Source organism: Clostridium zeae, assembly GCF_017312485.1.
In the GTDB taxonomy this organism is placed as follows: domain Bacteria; phylum Bacillota; class Clostridia; order Clostridiales; family Clostridiaceae; genus Clostridium_AR; species Clostridium_AR zeae.
Genome location: NZ_BMBA01000001.1, coordinates 294,483 through 311,912, shown reverse-complemented (window position 1 = coordinate 311,912; position 17,430 = coordinate 294,483). Strand labels below are relative to the sequence as shown.

At 29.6% G+C, this 17,430-nt stretch carries 16 protein-coding genes; 14 read left to right on the top strand and 2 right to left on the bottom strand.

The features are described 5' to 3' along the window. Positions 1 to 265 precede the first annotated feature (265 nt). Together J3477_RS01440 and J3477_RS01435 are read left to right on the top strand one after the other, a co-directional pair. Complete coding sequence (locus J3477_RS01440) at positions 266 to 991, top strand: DUF6062 family protein (RefSeq protein WP_206867775.1); 726 nt, start codon at positions 266 to 268, stop codon at positions 989 to 991. Between the two features lie 38 nt (positions 992 to 1,029). Further along, complete coding sequence (locus J3477_RS01435; RefSeq protein ID WP_206867774.1) at positions 1,030 to 1,896, top strand: hypothetical protein; 867 nt, start codon at positions 1,030 to 1,032, stop codon at positions 1,894 to 1,896. Between the two features lie 165 nt (positions 1,897 to 2,061). On the opposite strand, the gene J3477_RS01430 is transcribed toward J3477_RS01435, so the two are convergent. Next, positions 2,062 to 3,363 carry a VTT domain-containing protein gene (locus J3477_RS01430; RefSeq protein ID WP_206867773.1) on the bottom strand — a complete coding sequence of 434 codons (1,302 nt, stop codon included), beginning with the start codon at positions 3,361 to 3,363 and terminating at the stop codon, positions 2,062 to 2,064. 322 nt (positions 3,364 to 3,685) lie between these two features. Between J3477_RS01430 and J3477_RS01425 the strand changes: the two genes are divergently transcribed. The 3 genes from J3477_RS01425 to J3477_RS01415 all read left to right on the top strand — a co-directional run bounded on the left by J3477_RS01425 (position 3,686) and on the right by J3477_RS01415 (position 6,144). Next, positions 3,686 to 4,102 (top strand): YkvA family protein, encoded by a 417-nt coding sequence (locus tag J3477_RS01425; protein ID WP_206867772.1) that lies wholly within the window; start codon positions 3,686 to 3,688, stop codon positions 4,100 to 4,102. A gap of 163 nt (positions 4,103 to 4,265) precedes the next feature. Further along, positions 4,266 to 5,099, top strand: coding sequence for a methyl-accepting chemotaxis protein (locus J3477_RS01420; RefSeq protein WP_206867771.1), 834 nt, complete (start codon positions 4,266 to 4,268; stop codon positions 5,097 to 5,099). 247 nt (positions 5,100 to 5,346) lie between these two features. Then, positions 5,347 to 6,144, top strand: coding sequence for an aminoglycoside adenylyltransferase domain-containing protein (locus J3477_RS01415; RefSeq protein WP_206867770.1), 798 nt, complete (start codon positions 5,347 to 5,349; stop codon positions 6,142 to 6,144). 47 nt (positions 6,145 to 6,191) lie between these two features. Here J3477_RS01415 and J3477_RS01410 read toward each other — a convergent pair whose 3' ends face one another. Continuing rightward, a complete protein-coding gene (locus J3477_RS01410) occupies positions 6,192 to 6,884 on the bottom strand; it encodes a DinB family protein (RefSeq protein ID WP_206867769.1) in 693 nt (230 codons plus the stop codon). Between the two features lie 479 nt (positions 6,885 to 7,363). Between J3477_RS01410 and J3477_RS01405 the strand changes: the two genes are divergently transcribed. The 9 genes from J3477_RS01405 (at position 7,364) to J3477_RS01365 (ending at position 17,416) form a co-directional block, all read left to right on the top strand. After that, complete coding sequence (locus J3477_RS01405; RefSeq protein ID WP_183277507.1) at positions 7,364 to 7,561, top strand: cold-shock protein; 198 nt, start codon at positions 7,364 to 7,366, stop codon at positions 7,559 to 7,561. A 430-nt stretch (positions 7,562 to 7,991) separates the two neighbouring features. Further along, a complete protein-coding gene (locus J3477_RS01400) occupies positions 7,992 to 8,579 on the top strand; it encodes a GNAT family N-acetyltransferase (protein ID WP_206867768.1) in 588 nt (195 codons plus the stop codon). A gap of 58 nt (positions 8,580 to 8,637) precedes the next feature. Beyond that, positions 8,638 to 9,240 carry a nitroreductase family protein gene (locus J3477_RS01395; protein ID WP_206867767.1) on the top strand — a complete coding sequence of 201 codons (603 nt, stop codon included), beginning with the start codon at positions 8,638 to 8,640 and terminating at the stop codon, positions 9,238 to 9,240. Between the two features lie 49 nt (positions 9,241 to 9,289). Next, positions 9,290 to 9,925, top strand: a complete 636-nt coding sequence (locus J3477_RS01390; protein WP_206867766.1) for a class I SAM-dependent methyltransferase — start codon at positions 9,290 to 9,292, stop codon at positions 9,923 to 9,925. 1,034 nt (positions 9,926 to 10,959) lie between these two features. Continuing rightward, positions 10,960 to 12,330, top strand: a complete 1,371-nt coding sequence (locus J3477_RS01385) for an ABC transporter substrate-binding protein (protein WP_206867765.1) — start codon at positions 10,960 to 10,962, stop codon at positions 12,328 to 12,330. A 138-nt stretch (positions 12,331 to 12,468) separates the two neighbouring features. Beyond that, on the top strand, positions 12,469 to 13,356 hold the full coding sequence (locus tag J3477_RS01380; RefSeq protein WP_206867764.1) for a carbohydrate ABC transporter permease: 888 nt from the start codon (positions 12,469 to 12,471) through the stop codon (positions 13,354 to 13,356). Positions 13,357 to 13,375: 19 nt separating this feature from the next. After that, positions 13,376 to 14,263, top strand: a complete 888-nt coding sequence (locus tag J3477_RS01375) for a carbohydrate ABC transporter permease (RefSeq protein WP_206867763.1) — start codon at positions 13,376 to 13,378, stop codon at positions 14,261 to 14,263. A gap of 46 nt (positions 14,264 to 14,309) precedes the next feature. Then, positions 14,310 to 15,803 carry an arabinosylfuranosidase ArfA gene (gene arfA / locus J3477_RS01370; protein ID WP_206867762.1) on the top strand — a complete coding sequence of 498 codons (1,494 nt, stop codon included), beginning with the start codon at positions 14,310 to 14,312 and terminating at the stop codon, positions 15,801 to 15,803. A gap of 269 nt (positions 15,804 to 16,072) precedes the next feature. Next, positions 16,073 to 17,416, top strand: a complete 1,344-nt coding sequence (locus J3477_RS01365) for an arabinan endo-1,5-alpha-L-arabinosidase (protein WP_228731179.1) — start codon at positions 16,073 to 16,075, stop codon at positions 17,414 to 17,416. Positions 17,417 to 17,430 lie beyond the last annotated feature (14 nt).

The following is a 17,430-nucleotide window of genomic DNA, read 5'->3' as shown; positions in this document are numbered from 1 at the left end:
ATTATTCTTAATAGTAGAGTATAGGTGCTGAAAATTTCAGGTTTCAGCACCTATACTTTTATTAAATTAAATAACTATAATTGACCAGTTTTAAACAAAATCTAACATGGTAATTTAGTCTCCATTAATAGTTAGTGGAATCATTAACTAAGGTTTGTATATCTTATTAATAAATAATAAAAGGTTAAAATAACTAAATTTTTTGATGCAAATGAGTTATAATTTAAAATATGATTTGTATAATAGGTATATTAAGGGAGAATTTATGAAAAAGTTAAAGATTGAAGAGATAAAAATTTATGAGACCTTCGAAAATAAATTGGCTGAGTGCCCATTTTGCGTTATGGAAAAAAACTATGAAGAACAGCTTATGCATTCTATTTTAGGCGAAAGAATAATGGATATTGATTTCTACCCTAAAATAGGAAATGAGCATAAGTTTTGTGAAATTCACATAGAAAAATTAAATAGAGGTAGTGATAAATTAGGTTTTGCAATAATGTTAGATAAAATAATAAATGAGGAAAAGAAAAAATTACATAAAAATAAAACCCTACAAAAAAACGATGATTCAGTAGTTAAAAAGTTATTGTCTTTATCAAAAAAAACTAGTAAACCTTTAAACGGAAAAGCAGACTATGAATGTTTTATATGTAGTAAGCTCGATGAAAACAATAAAGATAATATTATGGTAACCATTGAATTATGGAAAAAGGATACTGATTTTAGAGTACTTTATAAGGATTCTAGGGGATTTTGTAATAATCATTACATAAATTTGATTAATGAGTTAGAAAAATCATCTGATAAGAAAAATATAGTTGATATGCATGAAGTTACTAATGAGATACATTTAAAGAATTTAGAAAGACTTCAAGAAGAACTGCAATGGTTTATTAAAAAATTTGACTATCTTAATGCTGATAAACCTTGGGGAACATCTAAAGATTCTGTGCAAAGAGCACTTCAAAAACTTTTAGGAAATCATTAATTAAACACAAAATTTTTATATTAGTGGGTAGGTAATTTATGAGTAAAATATTCAGCAAAAATAATTTGCAGGAAGCTTATAATATACTAAATGTAGAACAGAAAGATTTTTTAGAAAACTACATTAAGAGAAGTAAAAAAACACAATGGCTAAATAGTTGGGCTAAGAAATTAGGGATTGTTCTAGATGAACATGATTTAGAAGATCCAGAAGTTTCTATGAATAAACTTCTTGATTGGGTATTGCTAGAGTATGAGGAAGCTGATTCAAAAACCGGGGAAATGAGATGCGAATGTGGAAGAGCTTTAAAGTATAGATATACAATTAAGCACATGGGGACGGGTAAAGTATATAGGCTAGGTATAGTGCATCTGGGACAACATACTGGTTTAGATTTAGAACTGGTTAGACAAGTAAGACAGGGATTAAATAGAATAGATTTAGAAAAAGATGAAATATTATTGAAAATGCTGAATGGCTGGAAATTATCATTTAAAATACCAAATGACATAGAATTGCCTAAAGATATAGAATTGCAAATGAATATTGGATTACCATTATTAACTTCCCAAGAGAAACGTTTAAAAAAAATAATAAATAAAGCTAATAAATCTCTTGATTTTCATAGAAATATTGATTTGTTAGAAATACCTAAAAGTATTAATAATACGGGTGTGGAACAAGCTGTTGACTTAATTAATAAATTAAGAAATGTGGAAATAAATGAACTAGAAGTTTTGGAGTTATATAGATTTATTAAGGATAACGTTAATAATCTTAATGCTTATGAACTTGATATTAAGGCTATAAGAAAATTAGTAATACAAGCTCAATCAACAACTAAGAATAAAAACATAAGAAAGTGTTTGATAGATATAGAGTTCTTTATAGATTATAATAGTTAAATTTGAGCGGTTTGAGAATAAAATCTATATTGTGGTTAAAAATTACATAATCTTCATGAATTAAAAACTCTGCCTTGAATTCGGCAGAGTTTTTTTAAAGTAGACTTCGGATTGTTCTAGCAAAGAATATTAGGTTTATTACTAGAATTTTCACTATTTGTTTTATTATAAGTTAGATAACTTTGGATTACTATTTATTATCTTATATATATCTAGTAAGATTAAGTTTAATGTAAGCCATACTAATCCGAAAACATATCCATTATAAATTGAACTTGGATTTTCCATATTAGATAAAATAGGTGAAATTCCACATAATAAACATATTAATAAAGTTGATGCGATTAAAATTATAGCAGACAAATGTTTTTCTATGTATTTTAATAGTACGAAGGCAGAAAAACCATATGCAACGATTGAAATTAAACCTTCATGGCTAGGGAAAGTGTAGTCTATATTACTATAGTAGTTTGATATTGGGTTTAACCGCTTAAATATGGTATTTAAGGATATGCATAATATTTCTCCACCTATTATAGTAGTGAATAGAAATTGTAGTTCAAGCCATGGAGTGGAGCTTTTTTTAATTATTAACATAGCTATCAAGAATATTAAAATAACTATAAATGTGTTTGAAGTCAAGAAGGTTAATATGGTAATAAACTTTGATAAACTACTTGAAAAAATATCCTTGATATAATATGTTGCTACTAAATTAAATTGATTTAAATCAGATGTTATATAGTCTTGAACTATTCCTACAATTAGTGCAAAAATTCCTATTAGTGCGAGAGTTAATATACTCATAACATTACGATTTCTGGCGAAAGAATATACATATATAAAGGTATTGTTGAGTATTTTATAACTAAACTTTGCCAGTTTAAATCCATGATTTTTATATGAATATATACTTCCAATAACCATAAGCAGTATAAGAAAAATATAGGACATATATTTTGACATATAGCTATCAAGTTTTTCCCAATTCGGACCTAAAAACATACCTATGGATATAAAAGTAGAAGTCCAAATAAATGCACCTAGATATGCATTTATAGCAAATTTTTTATAAGATATTTTAGTTATACCAGAAAAATATCCTGTAATATGCCTAACCCCTGGAATGAAGTAGGAGAAAATTAATAAATTATTTCCATAGGAGTTGAACCAATTTGATGGTTTCTCTAAGTTTCTTTTATCTATATGAAAGTATGAAAAATATTTATTAATAAATTCAATGCCTAATTTACTTCCTATTATGTAGGAAATAGTTATTCCTAATATTACACCAAAGGTAGCTGATGAAACACTAAGTATGAGATTAAGTTTAGATTCATATATGAGAAAACCACAGTATGTCATCATTATTTCTCCTGGAAGCGGAAATGCTATAAGTTCTAATGTCAAACTTATAAATAAAATAGCGTAACTATAGCTATTGAAGAGATTCATTATAAATTGCACAGTATCACCTCCTACTATATATAGATAAATAACTTCACTATTAAATTGTATTTTCAAGTTGAAGTAGTCTATAAAGTTCCTAAACTCAACTATTAATTTATACATGCAAGAAAATCGCCAGAAGCCGCAACTTTCGAACAAGTATAAATTAAGTTTCGATGCAGGAACTCTTTATCTATATTTCTTATCATAAGTATTTGTAATAAAACCATATTTTATGTCTAAATTATTCCATAAAAGAAAATTTTACAAATATAAGGCTGTTTATTATAATTATACTAATTAAGTTATAAATATTTGTGGTGCAAAATTAGGAGGAATCATGATTAGAAAGATCTCGAGGGGATTAGGAATTTCTATAAGGAAGTTTACTGGGAAAGGCAAGAATCTAAAAAAAGAAATCGGGGCCTTATACTTGGCCTATAAAAGAAAAGATATTCCAATATATACGAAAATAATTATTATGGCTGTAGTTGGGTATGCATTAAGCCCAATAGATCTTATACCAGACTTTATTCCTGTTATAGGCTTTCTTGATGATCTTATAATTCTTCCTTTAGGAATTGCTTTAGCTGTTAGACTTATACCAAAGAATGTTATGGATGAGTGTAGAATTGATGCTGAGAAACAGTATAATAAAATAAAAAAGAAAAGTTATTTCTTTGCTAGTGTAATAATTCTGATTTGGATTCTTCTTATTGCATATATAATTTTAAAGATTAAGAACTGGATTTCTTAAAAGTATTAAATATTATAAAATATAACTTTAGTTAATTTTATTTGTAAATTAGTTTTTGTATTAAAACATAATATTAGTAATCAAAAGGATATATGTTAAAGTTTTACTGTTTATGAACGAAAGATTATATATGACTTATAAGAAATCATTAGGGGGATTTATTATGTTAAAAATATCAGAAAATGAAGTGCTAGAAGCATTTAACACAGCATTACCATATTTAATGGTATTATTTGATGATGAAGCATCTTTTGCGATTACAGATGAAGATAAATATTTATTAGTTGAAAATTGCAGTAACTTACATATTAAAGCTAAAGAAGGAGACATAATTCCTAAAGGTGGTGCAATACATAAAGCGATCACTTCAGGAAAAACAATCATAATGGATGTTCCGAAAGAAGTATACGGAGTACCTTTTAAGTCATATGCGATTCCTATAAAGAATGATAATAATAAAGTAGTCGGTTCAATTGTGGTAGGTAAATCTTTAGAAAAAAGAAATCAAGTTCTTTCAACCTCTGAAGCTTTAGCAGCTTCACTTGAACAGATTTCTGCATCTATTCAAAGTTTAACAGAAGGAGTACAGAACGTTGTTAACTCCAATAATGAAATTTTAAGTGAGGTAAAGGTTGCAAAAGAAAGTACAAAAGGTACAGATGATATTTTAAAATTTGTAGAAAATGTTTCGCATCAAACTAATCTGTTAGGGATAAATGCGGCTATTGAAGCTGCAAGAGCTGGTGATCTCGGTAAGGGATTCGGAGTAGTAGCACAAGAAATTAGAAAACTATCAGCTTCAAGCAGTGAGTCGATAAAAAAGATAAATGGTGTGCTTACAAAGATTGAAGGATCAGTTGGAAAGATTTCAACGAAAGTGAGTGACACAAGCACTATTTTTGAATCTCAGGCAACAGCTTTTGAAGAAATATCGGCTTCAATCCAAGAATTAAGTGCTAATGCAAATATTTTAGATCAATTAGCGAGAAAGCTTTAATGTAAAAGTCATTACTTTGATATGCTTATAATATCAAAGTAGTGGCTTTTTTGTATTTTACTAAGAAAGAATATGATTTTTATATTAATTTAAAGCTAGCAAATTTGATTATTTTGTTAGCTTTTTTTAGTATATGTATCTAAAGTATTAAATTTATGTGAATTAACTTGTCTTATTGATAAAATATTATGTATAATATTACCATATGTTAAATCAATAGTAAGTAAGATTTATAGAAGGAGAAAAAATGACTATATTAATTCCTCAAAATATTGAGCAAGTACTTTTTGCTTATGAGAATGAGTTAAAGTGTACTTTTAATGATAAAGTTTTTGGAGTATACATATATAATTCAGTAGCGCTAGGAAATTTTGATGATAATAAAAGTGATATAGACTTTATCACTGTAATTAATGAAGATTTTAATGATGTGGATTTAAAAAAGTTAAAATTAATTCATCAAAAACTTATTAATGCATACAAATATGCTAGAAAGATGGAAGTTATGTATATTAAATTTGATGAAGTAGGTAAAGGAAATAATGAGATTTCACCATATTTATACTTTGCTGATAGAAAACTTCATGAGTATGGATATTATGACATAAATTCAGTTACTTGGTGGACTTTAAAAAACTATGGAATTGCTATAAAGAGTCCAGATATTTCGAATTTGCAGTTAAATGTTGAATGGAAAGACGTTATAACAAATATGAACCATAATCTTAATTTTTATTGGAAAACAAAACTAAAGAATAAATTTATCTTTATAACAGATTACTGGATTGAGTTTTCAATTTTAACATTATGTAGGATATTATATACTTTCGAGAATAATAAAATTACCTCCAAGGTAGAGGCAGCTGAATTTGCTTCTAATGTAGTGGATGAAAAGTATAAAATGATTATTTCAGAAGCATTAAGGATAAGAACTGCCGCTTCAAAAAAATCTCTGTATAAGTTTAGGGTAGTTAGGCAAAGAGAGGCCAGAGTCTTCATTGAAAATATAATAACTTATTGTAATGATAAATATAGTTTGATTTAGAAATTTAACACTTCAACATTTAACTGATTTTAGGAATGAGGGTAGATTTATTTGTCTTTTGCTTTCAGGTATTTATTTTTTGCCTTAAAACATTCGTTTATATGAACTATATGATGTCGTGTAACTGGCATAAGTAGGATACCAGAAACAGTTTTTTTGCTCCAGAAATCAATAAGCCAATTTGCAGTAGGAACATTAGAAACAGCTTTTTCTTCAATGATTCTATTTAGAGCTTCCTTAGAAAATTTTCTTTTTAGATCTTCAAATGTAAGATTTCTAATGATTTGTTGAGAGTTTCTTCCTACAGCTATTCTATAGTTGCGAAGTTCGTTTATATCTAAACTTTTACTAAATTCTAAAATTTCTATGGAATTAAGTTCGTTTCCAGTAGTAGAGATTGGAGAGCGTGTTTTTTTTAGCCAATTTTCAGTATTAATTACCTGTTCACCACTGGCTACAAGAATATTCATTGTAATATCCTCAATTCTGGCTGAATGCCACAAACCATATAAAATAGTTCTACCTTTCTCATTAGTAGAAGTTCTTAAAGAGGTTTCATCTAGGTCTTCCCATAAATCATCCTCAAAAGTATTTGATTGTATAGATGACATTTCAGAAAGATGTACCATAGAGTGCTGTTCTAGGCATAGTTTAATAGCTAGTTCGAATTTACTGTTGTCTAATAGAAGTGATCTTAATGCTTTTTGTTTTTCGTTCCACTCAGATTTTTTATCTACCATAATTTTTAATCTCCCTTTTATTATAAAATATTAATAAATAAAAAAAGCAATTTGACAAAAAAGTTTTTTCATACAATTATAACATATATTTACAAGAAATTAAAAGTTGAAAAATATTCACTTTGATAAGTGGAATAGATAAGTATACATTAGATATAGCTGGAATTCTTAAGAAAAATATTACATATTTTATAATATGGTTGCCTATATCAAATTAATTGATTTCTATTGAATAAAGGTGTACAACAGGGTTTGTGAGCAACTTTTACAATAAAAATCAGATTTTATTACTAGAATTAAAAATAAGAGGTTGATTTATATAAATATTAATGTTATTATAAGTATGTAACTTAAATGAAACGTAAATAATGTAACACAAATATATTTCAATTAGTGCTTATTATTATGAGGACATCGAAATTTTATTGTGAATTATTACAGAAGTTTAAGAAAAAAATAAAATTTCGGAGGTACACAGAATGACTGGTACAGTTAAATGGTTTAACGCAGAAAAAGGATACGGATTTATAACAGGAGAAGATGGAAAAGACGTTTTCGCTCATTTCTCACAAATCCAAAAAGATGGTTACAAGACTCTTGAAGAAGGTCAAAAAGTTAACTACGAAGTAGCTCAAGGACCAAAAGGACCTCAAGCTGAAAATATCACTTTAGCTTAATAAGTTGATGTTTAACCCTTAAAGATTTATCTTTAAGGGTTTTTTATTTTTATTTTTATTTGCTTAACTTTATATAAGTTGTTTTAATTGTACTGCTGTAATTTATTGATATCAATTAATTATGGCAGTTTTTACTTTGTAACAATAGGTGAGTGTGGTTTTGTTGGTGAATGTAAATTGTACTAAGGTATATTTGTCCAAGTACAAGTTAATTTGTGAGAAAATACAACTCATTTTAGCTTGTGTGAATCGAATATAAAGGATCAGTACCAAATAATTAGTTTGTAAATTATAATGTTATACAAATTGGCATTGAAATGAATAAAATCATGGGAATATGTGCTAAAATATAGTGGTGTAAATTGTAATAGGAATCAGTAGGGTATCTATTTTGGGTTTGATAATATTATGAAAGTTGAGGGGTAACTGAATGAAAGAATTTATAACTGATAGATTAGTAATACGAAGATTTAAAACTGATGATTGGAAAGATTTATATGAGTATATGTGCATACCTAATGTTATATTTTATGAGCCGTACGAGGTGTTTAATGAAGAAGATAGTGTTAATGCTGCGAAAAATAGAGAAACTCAAGGTGAAGAAAGTTGTTTTTGGGCAGTTTGTCTAAAAGAAGATAATAAGATGATCGGGAATTTATATTTTCAAAAGCAAGAACCGGAGGATTTTATGACTTGGGAGATTGGATATGTTTTTAACCCTAAATATTATGGACGTGGTTATGCAACAGAAGCGAGCTTTAAGATGCTTGAATATGCATTTGAAGAGCTTAAAGCTCATAGAATAACTGCAGGGGTTAATATGAACAATACAAAGTCTTGGAGACTGTTAGAGCGTCTAAAAATGCGTAGAGAGGGATTGTTTTTACAAAATGTGTTTTTTAAGAAAACTGCTGATGGCAAGCCGATTTGGCATGATTCGTATCGTTATGGAATGCTTGCTAGTGAATGGTTCGAAAACAAGAGTAAGTATAGTAAGGTAACAACTTTTGAGTTCTAAAATAATTTTTAGATTCAATTATCTAATCTATATATAGTTATTTGAGGAGATATTTTATATGAACATGGAAAGAATATTAAAAGAAAGAAGAAGTATTAGAAAGTTTAAAGCTGAAAAAATTTCTGATTCTACAATAAATGAATTAATAGAAGCAGCGAGACTAGCTCCTTCTGGATCGAATAAGCAACCGGTAAGATATGTAATTGTTAAGAGTGATGAAATGATAAAAGAACTTGGAGAATGCACATCTGTACCGTTTGTGTCAAAAGCTCCTTTGGTATTAGTTTGCTGTGTAGACAAAAAAACATATAAGCTTTCAAATGCTTCTAAGATTGATGAAATAGATTTTTCTAAACTTAGCGAACAAGAAAAAGCTGTGATAGAGTATAACAAGAAGAGAAGTGAATGGGATGATTCTACGTTAATGGCGTACTTATATCTTAATGCTGGTATTTCATTAGAACATGTGGTGCTAAAAGCAGTTGATTTAGGATTAGGGAGTTGTTGGATAAGATTGTTTGATGTTGTTAAGGTGAAAAGAATGTTGAAACTAGAGGATAGATATGAAGTTGTAGCATTGCTTCCGGTTGGTTATCCTGATGAGGAACCTATTGCAAGACCAAGAATAGACCTGGAAGAAGTTATATTGAAAACTTTATAGATAAAGATGAAACACTTTAGAGGCTAGTAAATTAGAAAGGGTGTTGTATATGAGCGAGATTGCTAGAAGATTGGATCAATGTAGAAAGCCTACTGGTGATGTAGGGAAAATAGTTGTTGAAAATATGAATGAAGGCCATTATAATCTCACTACTTGGGGACTTGATAAAGTTGATATAAATAATAATTTTGTTATTTTAGATGTTGGCTGTGGAGGAGGAAAAACAGTAAATCGATTAGCGGAAAAGGTTGAGAGTGGAAAAGTCTATGGTATGGATTATTCAGATGATTGTGTTAAATGGTCTATTGGTTTAAATAGAAAATATATTGATGAAAATAAAGTGGAAATATTCCAGGGAACGGTTGAAAGTATCCCGTTTAAAAATGAAAAATTTGATTTAATTACTGCTATAGAGACAGTATATTTTTGGCCAGATATTAAGGATTCTTTTAAAGAGATAAAAAGAATATTAAAAATTGGGGGAACATTTGTAATTATAAATGAAATGTATAGAAGTGATAAGTTTAAAGATAGAAATGAAAAGTTTGAGGAATTAGGGAGTATGAATATATTTAGTTCTAATGAACTAGAGATTTTGTTAAAGGATGTAGGTTTTGAAAAGATAGAAACTGACTTGATCGAAGATAAGAATTGGTTAAGATGTATGTGTAAAAAGAGTATATGAAAGCAAGGTGGGGAGGAAATTTATATTTCTCCTTATTTTTTTGCTTTACTGGTTATTTGTGTATAAAACTAGTATGAAAATGATAAAGTTAAATTTAAAATAATATATAATTAAGCTTTTAAGTTCTAATTAAATAACATAAAATAGTATATGCTTTAAGTTAATATATAATGAAAACGTATAATTAAATAAAAATGTAAAATATTTTCTTAAAAATTATTGACTTGTATGCTCAATGCTGTAATATTAATAGTATAAATGTCCGTACAAATATATCTTTGGATATAATAAATTTAATGTGGTGCAAGGTTATGATTTATTATCGCCACATCATATATTTAGTGAGTTCTGATATACATTTATCTTATAATTCTGTAATGTGTACCTGCCAAAGTCTTAAAAAACAGTTTTTATATTAAATTGTATTCTATTAATTCAATAAAGTTTAAAGTATATCCTGATTTCTTTTTAGAATATTTTAAACTGATTCATATTTTTTTGATAATTCGAGAAATTAAGGCGTGATCACTGAATTTGAAAAGACTTTTTGTACAAAAAAGATATAATTTAAGGAGATTATATTTAATATGATGTAAACTAAATATGCTTTAAAGCTTGTATTAACCTGTTCGAGTAAAGGTTTAATACAGTTGATTTAATATAATATAAAATATTTTAAATAAATTTAAAATAAAGCATTGACTTAATATTTATACGAGTTATAATATAATCAAGGAACGAACAAATGAAAAAACAATAATAGTGAAAAAATAAATATTTTTTTTAACGAAAATGAAAATGTTTACTAGAAAATTATACACTAAAATTGAAAAATTTGAAAGTACAAAATGTTTTTCGACTTTTTATGTTTAAAAAGTAGGAAAAATAAAGACAAGCCTAATATTATTTCACATAATATTAAAACAAAAGAAAAATGAGTTAAAAGCTTTAAACTCATGAAAGTATAGGCCTAAACTAAATAATTTTACAAATCATTAAAATTCTACGTTTAAAACTATCAAGGGGGAGAATGTATGTTAAAGAGATCAAAGAAAATAATGTCAATTCTTATTACTGCAGTAGTAGTAGCGTCAGTATTTGTAGGTTGTGGAAATAAGAAAGATACTGCTTCAGCTGATGGAAAAATCGAACTTACTTGGATGTGTTATGGACAACCACAAGAAACTAAGGTTTTTGATCAAGTAATAAAGAAATTTGAAACTAAATATCCTAATGTAAAGGTTAAGATAGTTTCAACAACAGCAGATCAGTATGGGCAAAAAATGCAAGCTTCAATGGCATCAAAGAAACTACCTGACGTACTATACATGAATCCAGGAGATGTAAAAGCTTGGGTTAATTCAGGGAACATATTAGATATGACACCTTATCTTAAAAAGGCAGAAGAAGCTAAAATATTAGATTTATCTGATATATGGCCAAAAGGACTTGCGAAATATAAATATGATGGTGAAAAGATTGGTCAAGGAGATCAATATGCTTTACCTAAGGATATAGGACCTTTCGGCTTTGGATACAACAAGGACATGTTTATAAAGGCTGGAATTCCTCTTCCAGATAAAACTAAGCCTTATACATGGCAAGAATGGATAGATGTTTGCAAAAAGCTTACTAAGGATACAAACGGTGATGGTAAGAATGATCAATGGGGAACTGGATTAAATGTTAACTGGACACTTCAAAGTTTTGTATGGAGTAATGGTGCTGATTTCTTAGATGAATCAAAGACAAAAGTAACCGTTGATGATCCTAAATTTGCTGAAGCGTTACAATTCTTCGCTGATCAAACAAATGTAAATAAGATAACACCATCTTCAGCAGAAGGTCAAACATTAGATACTTATCAAAGATGGATAAAGGGACAATTAGCATTCTTTGCTGTTGCACCATGGGATATAGCTGCATTTAAAGATCTACCATTCAAATATGATATAATACCATATCCAGCAAGTCCGGCAACTGGAAAATCTGCAACATGGCTTGGATCAGTTGGATTCGCAGTTGGAGCAAATACAAAACACCCACAAGAAGCAGTTAACTTAGCAATATTCTTATCAACTGATAAAGATGCTAATAAGATGGTTTCTGATATGCAAATTCAAGTGCCAAACTTGATGTCAATGGCTAAAAATGAATATGTAAATAACAAAGATATTCAACCAGAAAACAAGGCAGAATTCTTAAATATAATTGAAAACACTGGTAGATCAATGCCAGCAGAATATACTTATAATGCTGAATGGATCAATAAATTCTTTGAAGGAATTCAACCAGTTTTAGATGGTAAGAAGACAGCGGCAGCATATTGTAAGGAAGTTCAACCTAAGATGCAAGAACTTTTAGACAAAGCAATTGAAAGAGAAAAGAAAGAAAAGAAGAAATAATTGAAATTAATCATTTATCTATTGTAGAAGAGATTATTATTCTTCTTCAATAGATAAAGATTAAGTACTTAAATCTAAAAAATAGCTAGAAATAATAAGGTAAGCGCGGTAATTAATATAATAATAGGTGGTGGAATCATGGCTATAAAATCAGACTATTATGCTAAAGAGCGTAAAGCAGGTCTATTGTTTGTTCTTGCACCAGTTCTTGGTTTTTTCCTTTTTGCCTTTGGCCCGTTAATGTTTTCGCTTTATGCAGGATTCACTGATTGGAGCTCAATAGGTGATATACATTTTGTAGGACTTCAGAACTTTAAAGATATGTTTAATGATGTTAATTTTTGGAGAGCACTTTTTAATACATTATTTATGATGATTGGTATTCCTATCGGACTAATTTTAGCTTTAGCCTTAGCGCTTATGATGAATAGAAAGATATTCGGAGTGAAAGCTTTTAGAGTAATTTATTATATACCTGTTATATCTTCTGTTGCGGCTGTATCTATTTTATGGAGATGGGTATATAACGGAGACTATGGTTTGTTAAATCAATTATTAGAAGGCTGGTTCCATATAAAAGGGCCAAACTGGTTGTATAACGAAGCTACTGTTAAGCCAGCGATAATTGGTATGGCTATATGGAAAGGCTTAGGAGGATCAATGCTTTTATATCTAGCTGGTATACAAAGCATTTCAAAAGACTATTATGAAGCAGCTCAACTTGATGGAGCAACTTCTTTCAATATATTTAAATATATTACAATTCCTCTATTAAAACCGGTTACTTTTTATATGGTTATTACAGGGATAATAGGTGGATCACAAATGTTTGTTGAACCAATGATAATGACAGATAATGGTGGAGTTAATTATAGTGCTGCTACCGTGGTTTATTATTTATGGGACAAGGCGTTTAAAAATTATCAAATGGGATATGCATGTGCTGTTGCGTGGCTTCTTGCAATATTCATATTTATCGTTACTTTAATTCAATTCAGAAACAATGATACATTCTTTGAGAGCTAACAAGAAAGAGGTGATATAAATGCTAAATACTGAAATAACAAAAAAGAAACCCAAATATGAGATGTCAGGAATGAGAAGAAGAACTCAGTTAGCTAATATAATTATTTTTCTTATATTGTTAGCTGGATCACTAGTGATGATTGTGCCACTACTTTGGATGGTTTCTACTTCTGTAAAAGAGAAGCTTCAAGTATTCCAATTACCACCGGTTTGGATACCAAAACCTTTTGTATGGGGAAAGTACTCTGAAATATGGGAAAAGGGACCTTTACTAAGTGGATTCATTAACAGTTTAAAGGTTGGTATAACTGTAACTGTAGTAGGTACATTTACATCAAGTCTTGCTGCTTTTAGTTTTGCTAAGTTAAATTTTCCTCATAAAAATAAGATATTTTTAGCTTTATTGGGTACTATGATGATACCTTTTCCAGTTGTAATGATACCTCAATTTGTTTTCTTTTCTAAAATTGGATGGGTAGATTCGTTATTACCTCTTATAGTGCCAGGTTTGTTTGGTAATGTTACAATGATATTCTTCTTAAGACAATACATCCAAGGAATTCCTAATGACATCATAGATGCAGCTAAGATAGATGGATGTTCCTTCTTCAAAATATATTATAAAATAATATTCCCTCTTACTGGTCCAGCTTTATCAGCTCAGATAATACTTTGGTTTATGGGAATATGGAACGATTTCTTAGCGCCTGCAATATATATAAGTACACCAGAAAAAATGACTATTCAAACTGTTATACAATCATTTAATGCAACATATGCAATACAAACTGATTACCCGCTAATAATGGCAGCGTCAGTAGTTGCAATGCTTCCTATAATAATAGTATTTATAATATTCCAAAAATGGATTATAGAATCTGTAGCAATAAGTGGAGTAAAAGGTTAACTTTAACATATAGCAGCAGCATTTAAAGCAAAAAGGAGCAATAGTTATGAAAAAAGTAAAATACTTTGTAGACAAAAATTATAAGATTTCGGAAGTAGATCCACGTATGTTTGCTTCTTTCATAGAACATCTGGGAAGAGCAGTTTATACGGGAATATATGAGCCTGATCATCCAACAGCTGATGAGCAGGGCTTTAGACAAGATGTAATGGAGTTAATAAAAGAGCTTAAAGTTCCGATGGTTAGATATCCTGGTGGAAATTTTGTATCTGGTTATAACTGGAGAGATGGAATTGGTCCTAAAGAAGATAGGCCAAGAAGACTTGACTATGCTTGGAGAACTACTGAAACAAATGAAGTAGGAATAGATGAATTTGTGGATTGGGCAAAAAAAGCAAGCATAGAGCCAATGATAGCTGTTAATTTAGGTACAGGTACACCTCAAGATGCAGGTTACTTTGTTGAGTATTGTAATCATCCAGGTGGCACAGATTTAAGTGAACTGAGAAAGAATAACGGACATGAAAAACCATACGATTTTAAGCTGTGGTGTTTAGGAAACGAAATGGATGGACCGTGGCAAATAGGGCACTTGAATGCTGATGATTATGGAAAAAAAGCTCTTGAAGCTGCGAAAATAATGAGATGGGTGGACCCGACTATTGAGCTTGTTGCTTGCGGAAGTTCAAATGCTGAGATACCAACTTTTCCAGAATGGGATAGAACGGTTTTAGAATATCTGTATGAGCAAGTTGATTACATATCTTGCCATAGATACTATGAAAACTTTGGAAGTACTGAGGATTTCTTAGGATCCTTTGCAGATATGGAGAAGTTTATTAATACAATTGTGAGCACGGCTGACTATGTAAAAGCAAAGAAGAGAAGTAATAAAACGATGTATCTTTCTTTTGATGAATGGAATGTTTGGTATCAAAAGAAGATAAAACTTACTGATTGGGAGATTGCTCCGCCAATACTAGAAGATATATATTCCTTATTAGACGCTTTAGTGTTTGGAGGATTAATGTGTTCGTTGCTTAAGCATGCAGATAGAGTTAAAATAGCTTGTCTTGCTCAATTAGTTAATGTTATAGCTCCTATCTTTACAAAAAAAGGAGGTCCAGTTCTAAAGCAGACTACTTTTTATCCTTTTCAACAGGTATCAACTTATGGAAGAGGCGAAGTGCTAAATGTTTTGCTTGATGCACCGACTTTTGAAACTAATTTACATGGTGAAATACCAATTGTACAATCTACAGCTACTTATAATAAAGAAGACAATACTATAACTATATTTGCACTTAACTGTGATCAAGCTGAAGATGTAGAGTTATCTGCAGAGTTAAGATCATTTGGAGGTTTAAAGGTTATTGAACATGTTGTATTAGATGGTCCAGACCTTAATGCTACTAATACTTTTGATAATCCTGAGAATGTTAAACCTAGAAATGTAAATATTCCTGAAGTCAGAGAAGGTAGTTTAAATATAGTTCTTCCGAAATTATCATGGAATATGATAAGAATTAGTTGTCAATAAATTGCGTAAAACATAATTTTCATAATATTATTCTCTAATTAGGATTTAGTGCACAAGTTAAATTGATGTGCTAAATCCTATTTTACTGCATAGGAAACTATAAGGATTTTATGTGAGTTACGCTAAGGAATTTAATTGCTTTATGAGTTTTTAGAGATACAGTAAAAAAATATTCACTCGCAAAATAAGGAGGTTTTAATATTAAAAGGTATTTTCAGATAACAATTTCATTGATTTTTTTAATTAGCTTTGTGGGCTGTTCTTCTAGTTTGAATAAAGAAAAAGCATTAAAAGATATAACCTTCCCTAGTGGAATAAAACAAGAGAAGCTTAGAGATGTAGAGGCTATGAATGATAAAAGTAAATGGGGAACTTTAAACACCCATGATCCGTCTGTTTTCAAAGATGGTGATACTTATTATGTATTTTCTACTGATGCTAGAGTAGGTGGACCTGCAACACCTGGGATACAGGTTAGAAAATCTAAAGATATGATTAATTGGCAATTTGTTGGTCAAGCCTTAGAAGGAGTGCCAATTGGTGCATATGATTGGACTGGAGCTCAGGGGTTATGGGCGCCAGACGTAACTAAGGTTGGAGATTACTATTATTTATATTATGCAGCCTCCTCCTTTGGTAAGAATAAATCATATATAGGACTAGAAAGAAGTAAAACAATAGAAGGACCGTGGGAGGATATGGGATGCGTTATAAAGACTGAAGAAGGCGAAAAAATGAACGCAATAGATCCTAATATAGTCTTTGATAAAAACGGTGATATGTGGATGAGTTATGGTTCTTTTTGGACTGGAGTATATATTGTTAAGCTTGATAAGAATACAGGAAAACCAGTTGATTCTTCAGATAAAGGCAAGAATATATCTTCTAGAAATAACTTAGTAAGTGGTGCTGTTGAGGCACCGTATATAATATACAGTGATACTCAGAAAAAATATTATTTATTTGAGTCTTATGATTCGTTATCGAAAGATTACAATGTTAGAGTAGGAAGATCTGATAATATTAATGGTCCTTATTTAGATATTAACGGAAACGATATGACTGACACAACAATAGAACCAAATGAAGTAGGAAATAAAATTATGGGGGGCTATAAATTTGGGGAAAGCGAAGGCTGGTTAGCACCTGGACATAATTCAGTTTTAAAGGATGGGGATGATTATTATATCTATCATCATATAAGAACTGAAGAAGATCCGAATTGGTTTTATCTAAATGTAAGAAAAATTGAATGGTCTAAAGATGGCTGGCCGATGGTATCACCAGAAAAATATGCAGGAGAAAAAGAACAAAAAATATATAAGGATGCTATCGCTGGACAATGGGATATTATATTATTAGCAAAGGATAATAATGATATAATACCATCTGAACAATATACCTTTAAATCTAACGGGAAAATAGATAAAGATAATGCTAAATGGAACGTTGAAGGAGATAACGATATTGCTATAAGTTTATCAAATGATGAAGAAGATAGGTTTGAAGGTAAGGTTCTTCCGGCGTGGGATTGGGAAAACAACAAATCAACATTAGTGTTCACTGGGATCAATAAAAAAGGTCTAGCTATATGGGGAAAGATGAGTAAATAGAATTTTTATATAGC

What these genes read in the sequence shown, in the direction of transcription:
- J3477_RS01440 (WP_206867775.1), top strand. Translation starts at nt 266, where the DNA reads ATGAAAAAGTTAAAGATTGAAGAGATAAAAATTTATGAGACCTTCGAA.
- J3477_RS01435 (WP_206867774.1), top strand. Translation starts at nt 1,030, where the DNA reads ATGAGTAAAATATTCAGCAAAAATAATTTGCAGGAAGCTTATAATATA.
- J3477_RS01425 (WP_206867772.1), top strand. Translation starts at nt 3,686, where the DNA reads ATGATTAGAAAGATCTCGAGGGGATTAGGAATTTCTATAAGGAAGTTT.
- J3477_RS01420 (WP_206867771.1), top strand. Translation starts at nt 4,266, where the DNA reads ATGTTAAAAATATCAGAAAATGAAGTGCTAGAAGCATTTAACACAGCA.
- J3477_RS01415 (WP_206867770.1), top strand. Translation starts at nt 5,347, where the DNA reads ATGACTATATTAATTCCTCAAAATATTGAGCAAGTACTTTTTGCTTAT.
- J3477_RS01410 (WP_206867769.1), bottom strand. Translation starts at nt 6,884, where the DNA reads ATGGTAGATAAAAAATCTGAGTGGAACGAAAAACAAAAAGCATTAAGA.
- J3477_RS01405 (WP_183277507.1), top strand. Translation starts at nt 7,364, where the DNA reads ATGACTGGTACAGTTAAATGGTTTAACGCAGAAAAAGGATACGGATTT.
- J3477_RS01400 (WP_206867768.1), top strand. Translation starts at nt 7,992, where the DNA reads ATGAAAGAATTTATAACTGATAGATTAGTAATACGAAGATTTAAAACT.
- J3477_RS01395 (WP_206867767.1), top strand. Translation starts at nt 8,638, where the DNA reads ATGAACATGGAAAGAATATTAAAAGAAAGAAGAAGTATTAGAAAGTTT.
- J3477_RS01390 (WP_206867766.1), top strand. Translation starts at nt 9,290, where the DNA reads ATGAGCGAGATTGCTAGAAGATTGGATCAATGTAGAAAGCCTACTGGT.
- J3477_RS01385 (WP_206867765.1), top strand. Translation starts at nt 10,960, where the DNA reads ATGTTAAAGAGATCAAAGAAAATAATGTCAATTCTTATTACTGCAGTA.
- J3477_RS01380 (WP_206867764.1), top strand. Translation starts at nt 12,469, where the DNA reads ATGGCTATAAAATCAGACTATTATGCTAAAGAGCGTAAAGCAGGTCTA.
- J3477_RS01375 (WP_206867763.1), top strand. Translation starts at nt 13,376, where the DNA reads ATGCTAAATACTGAAATAACAAAAAAGAAACCCAAATATGAGATGTCA.
- arfA (WP_206867762.1), top strand. Translation starts at nt 14,310, where the DNA reads ATGAAAAAAGTAAAATACTTTGTAGACAAAAATTATAAGATTTCGGAA.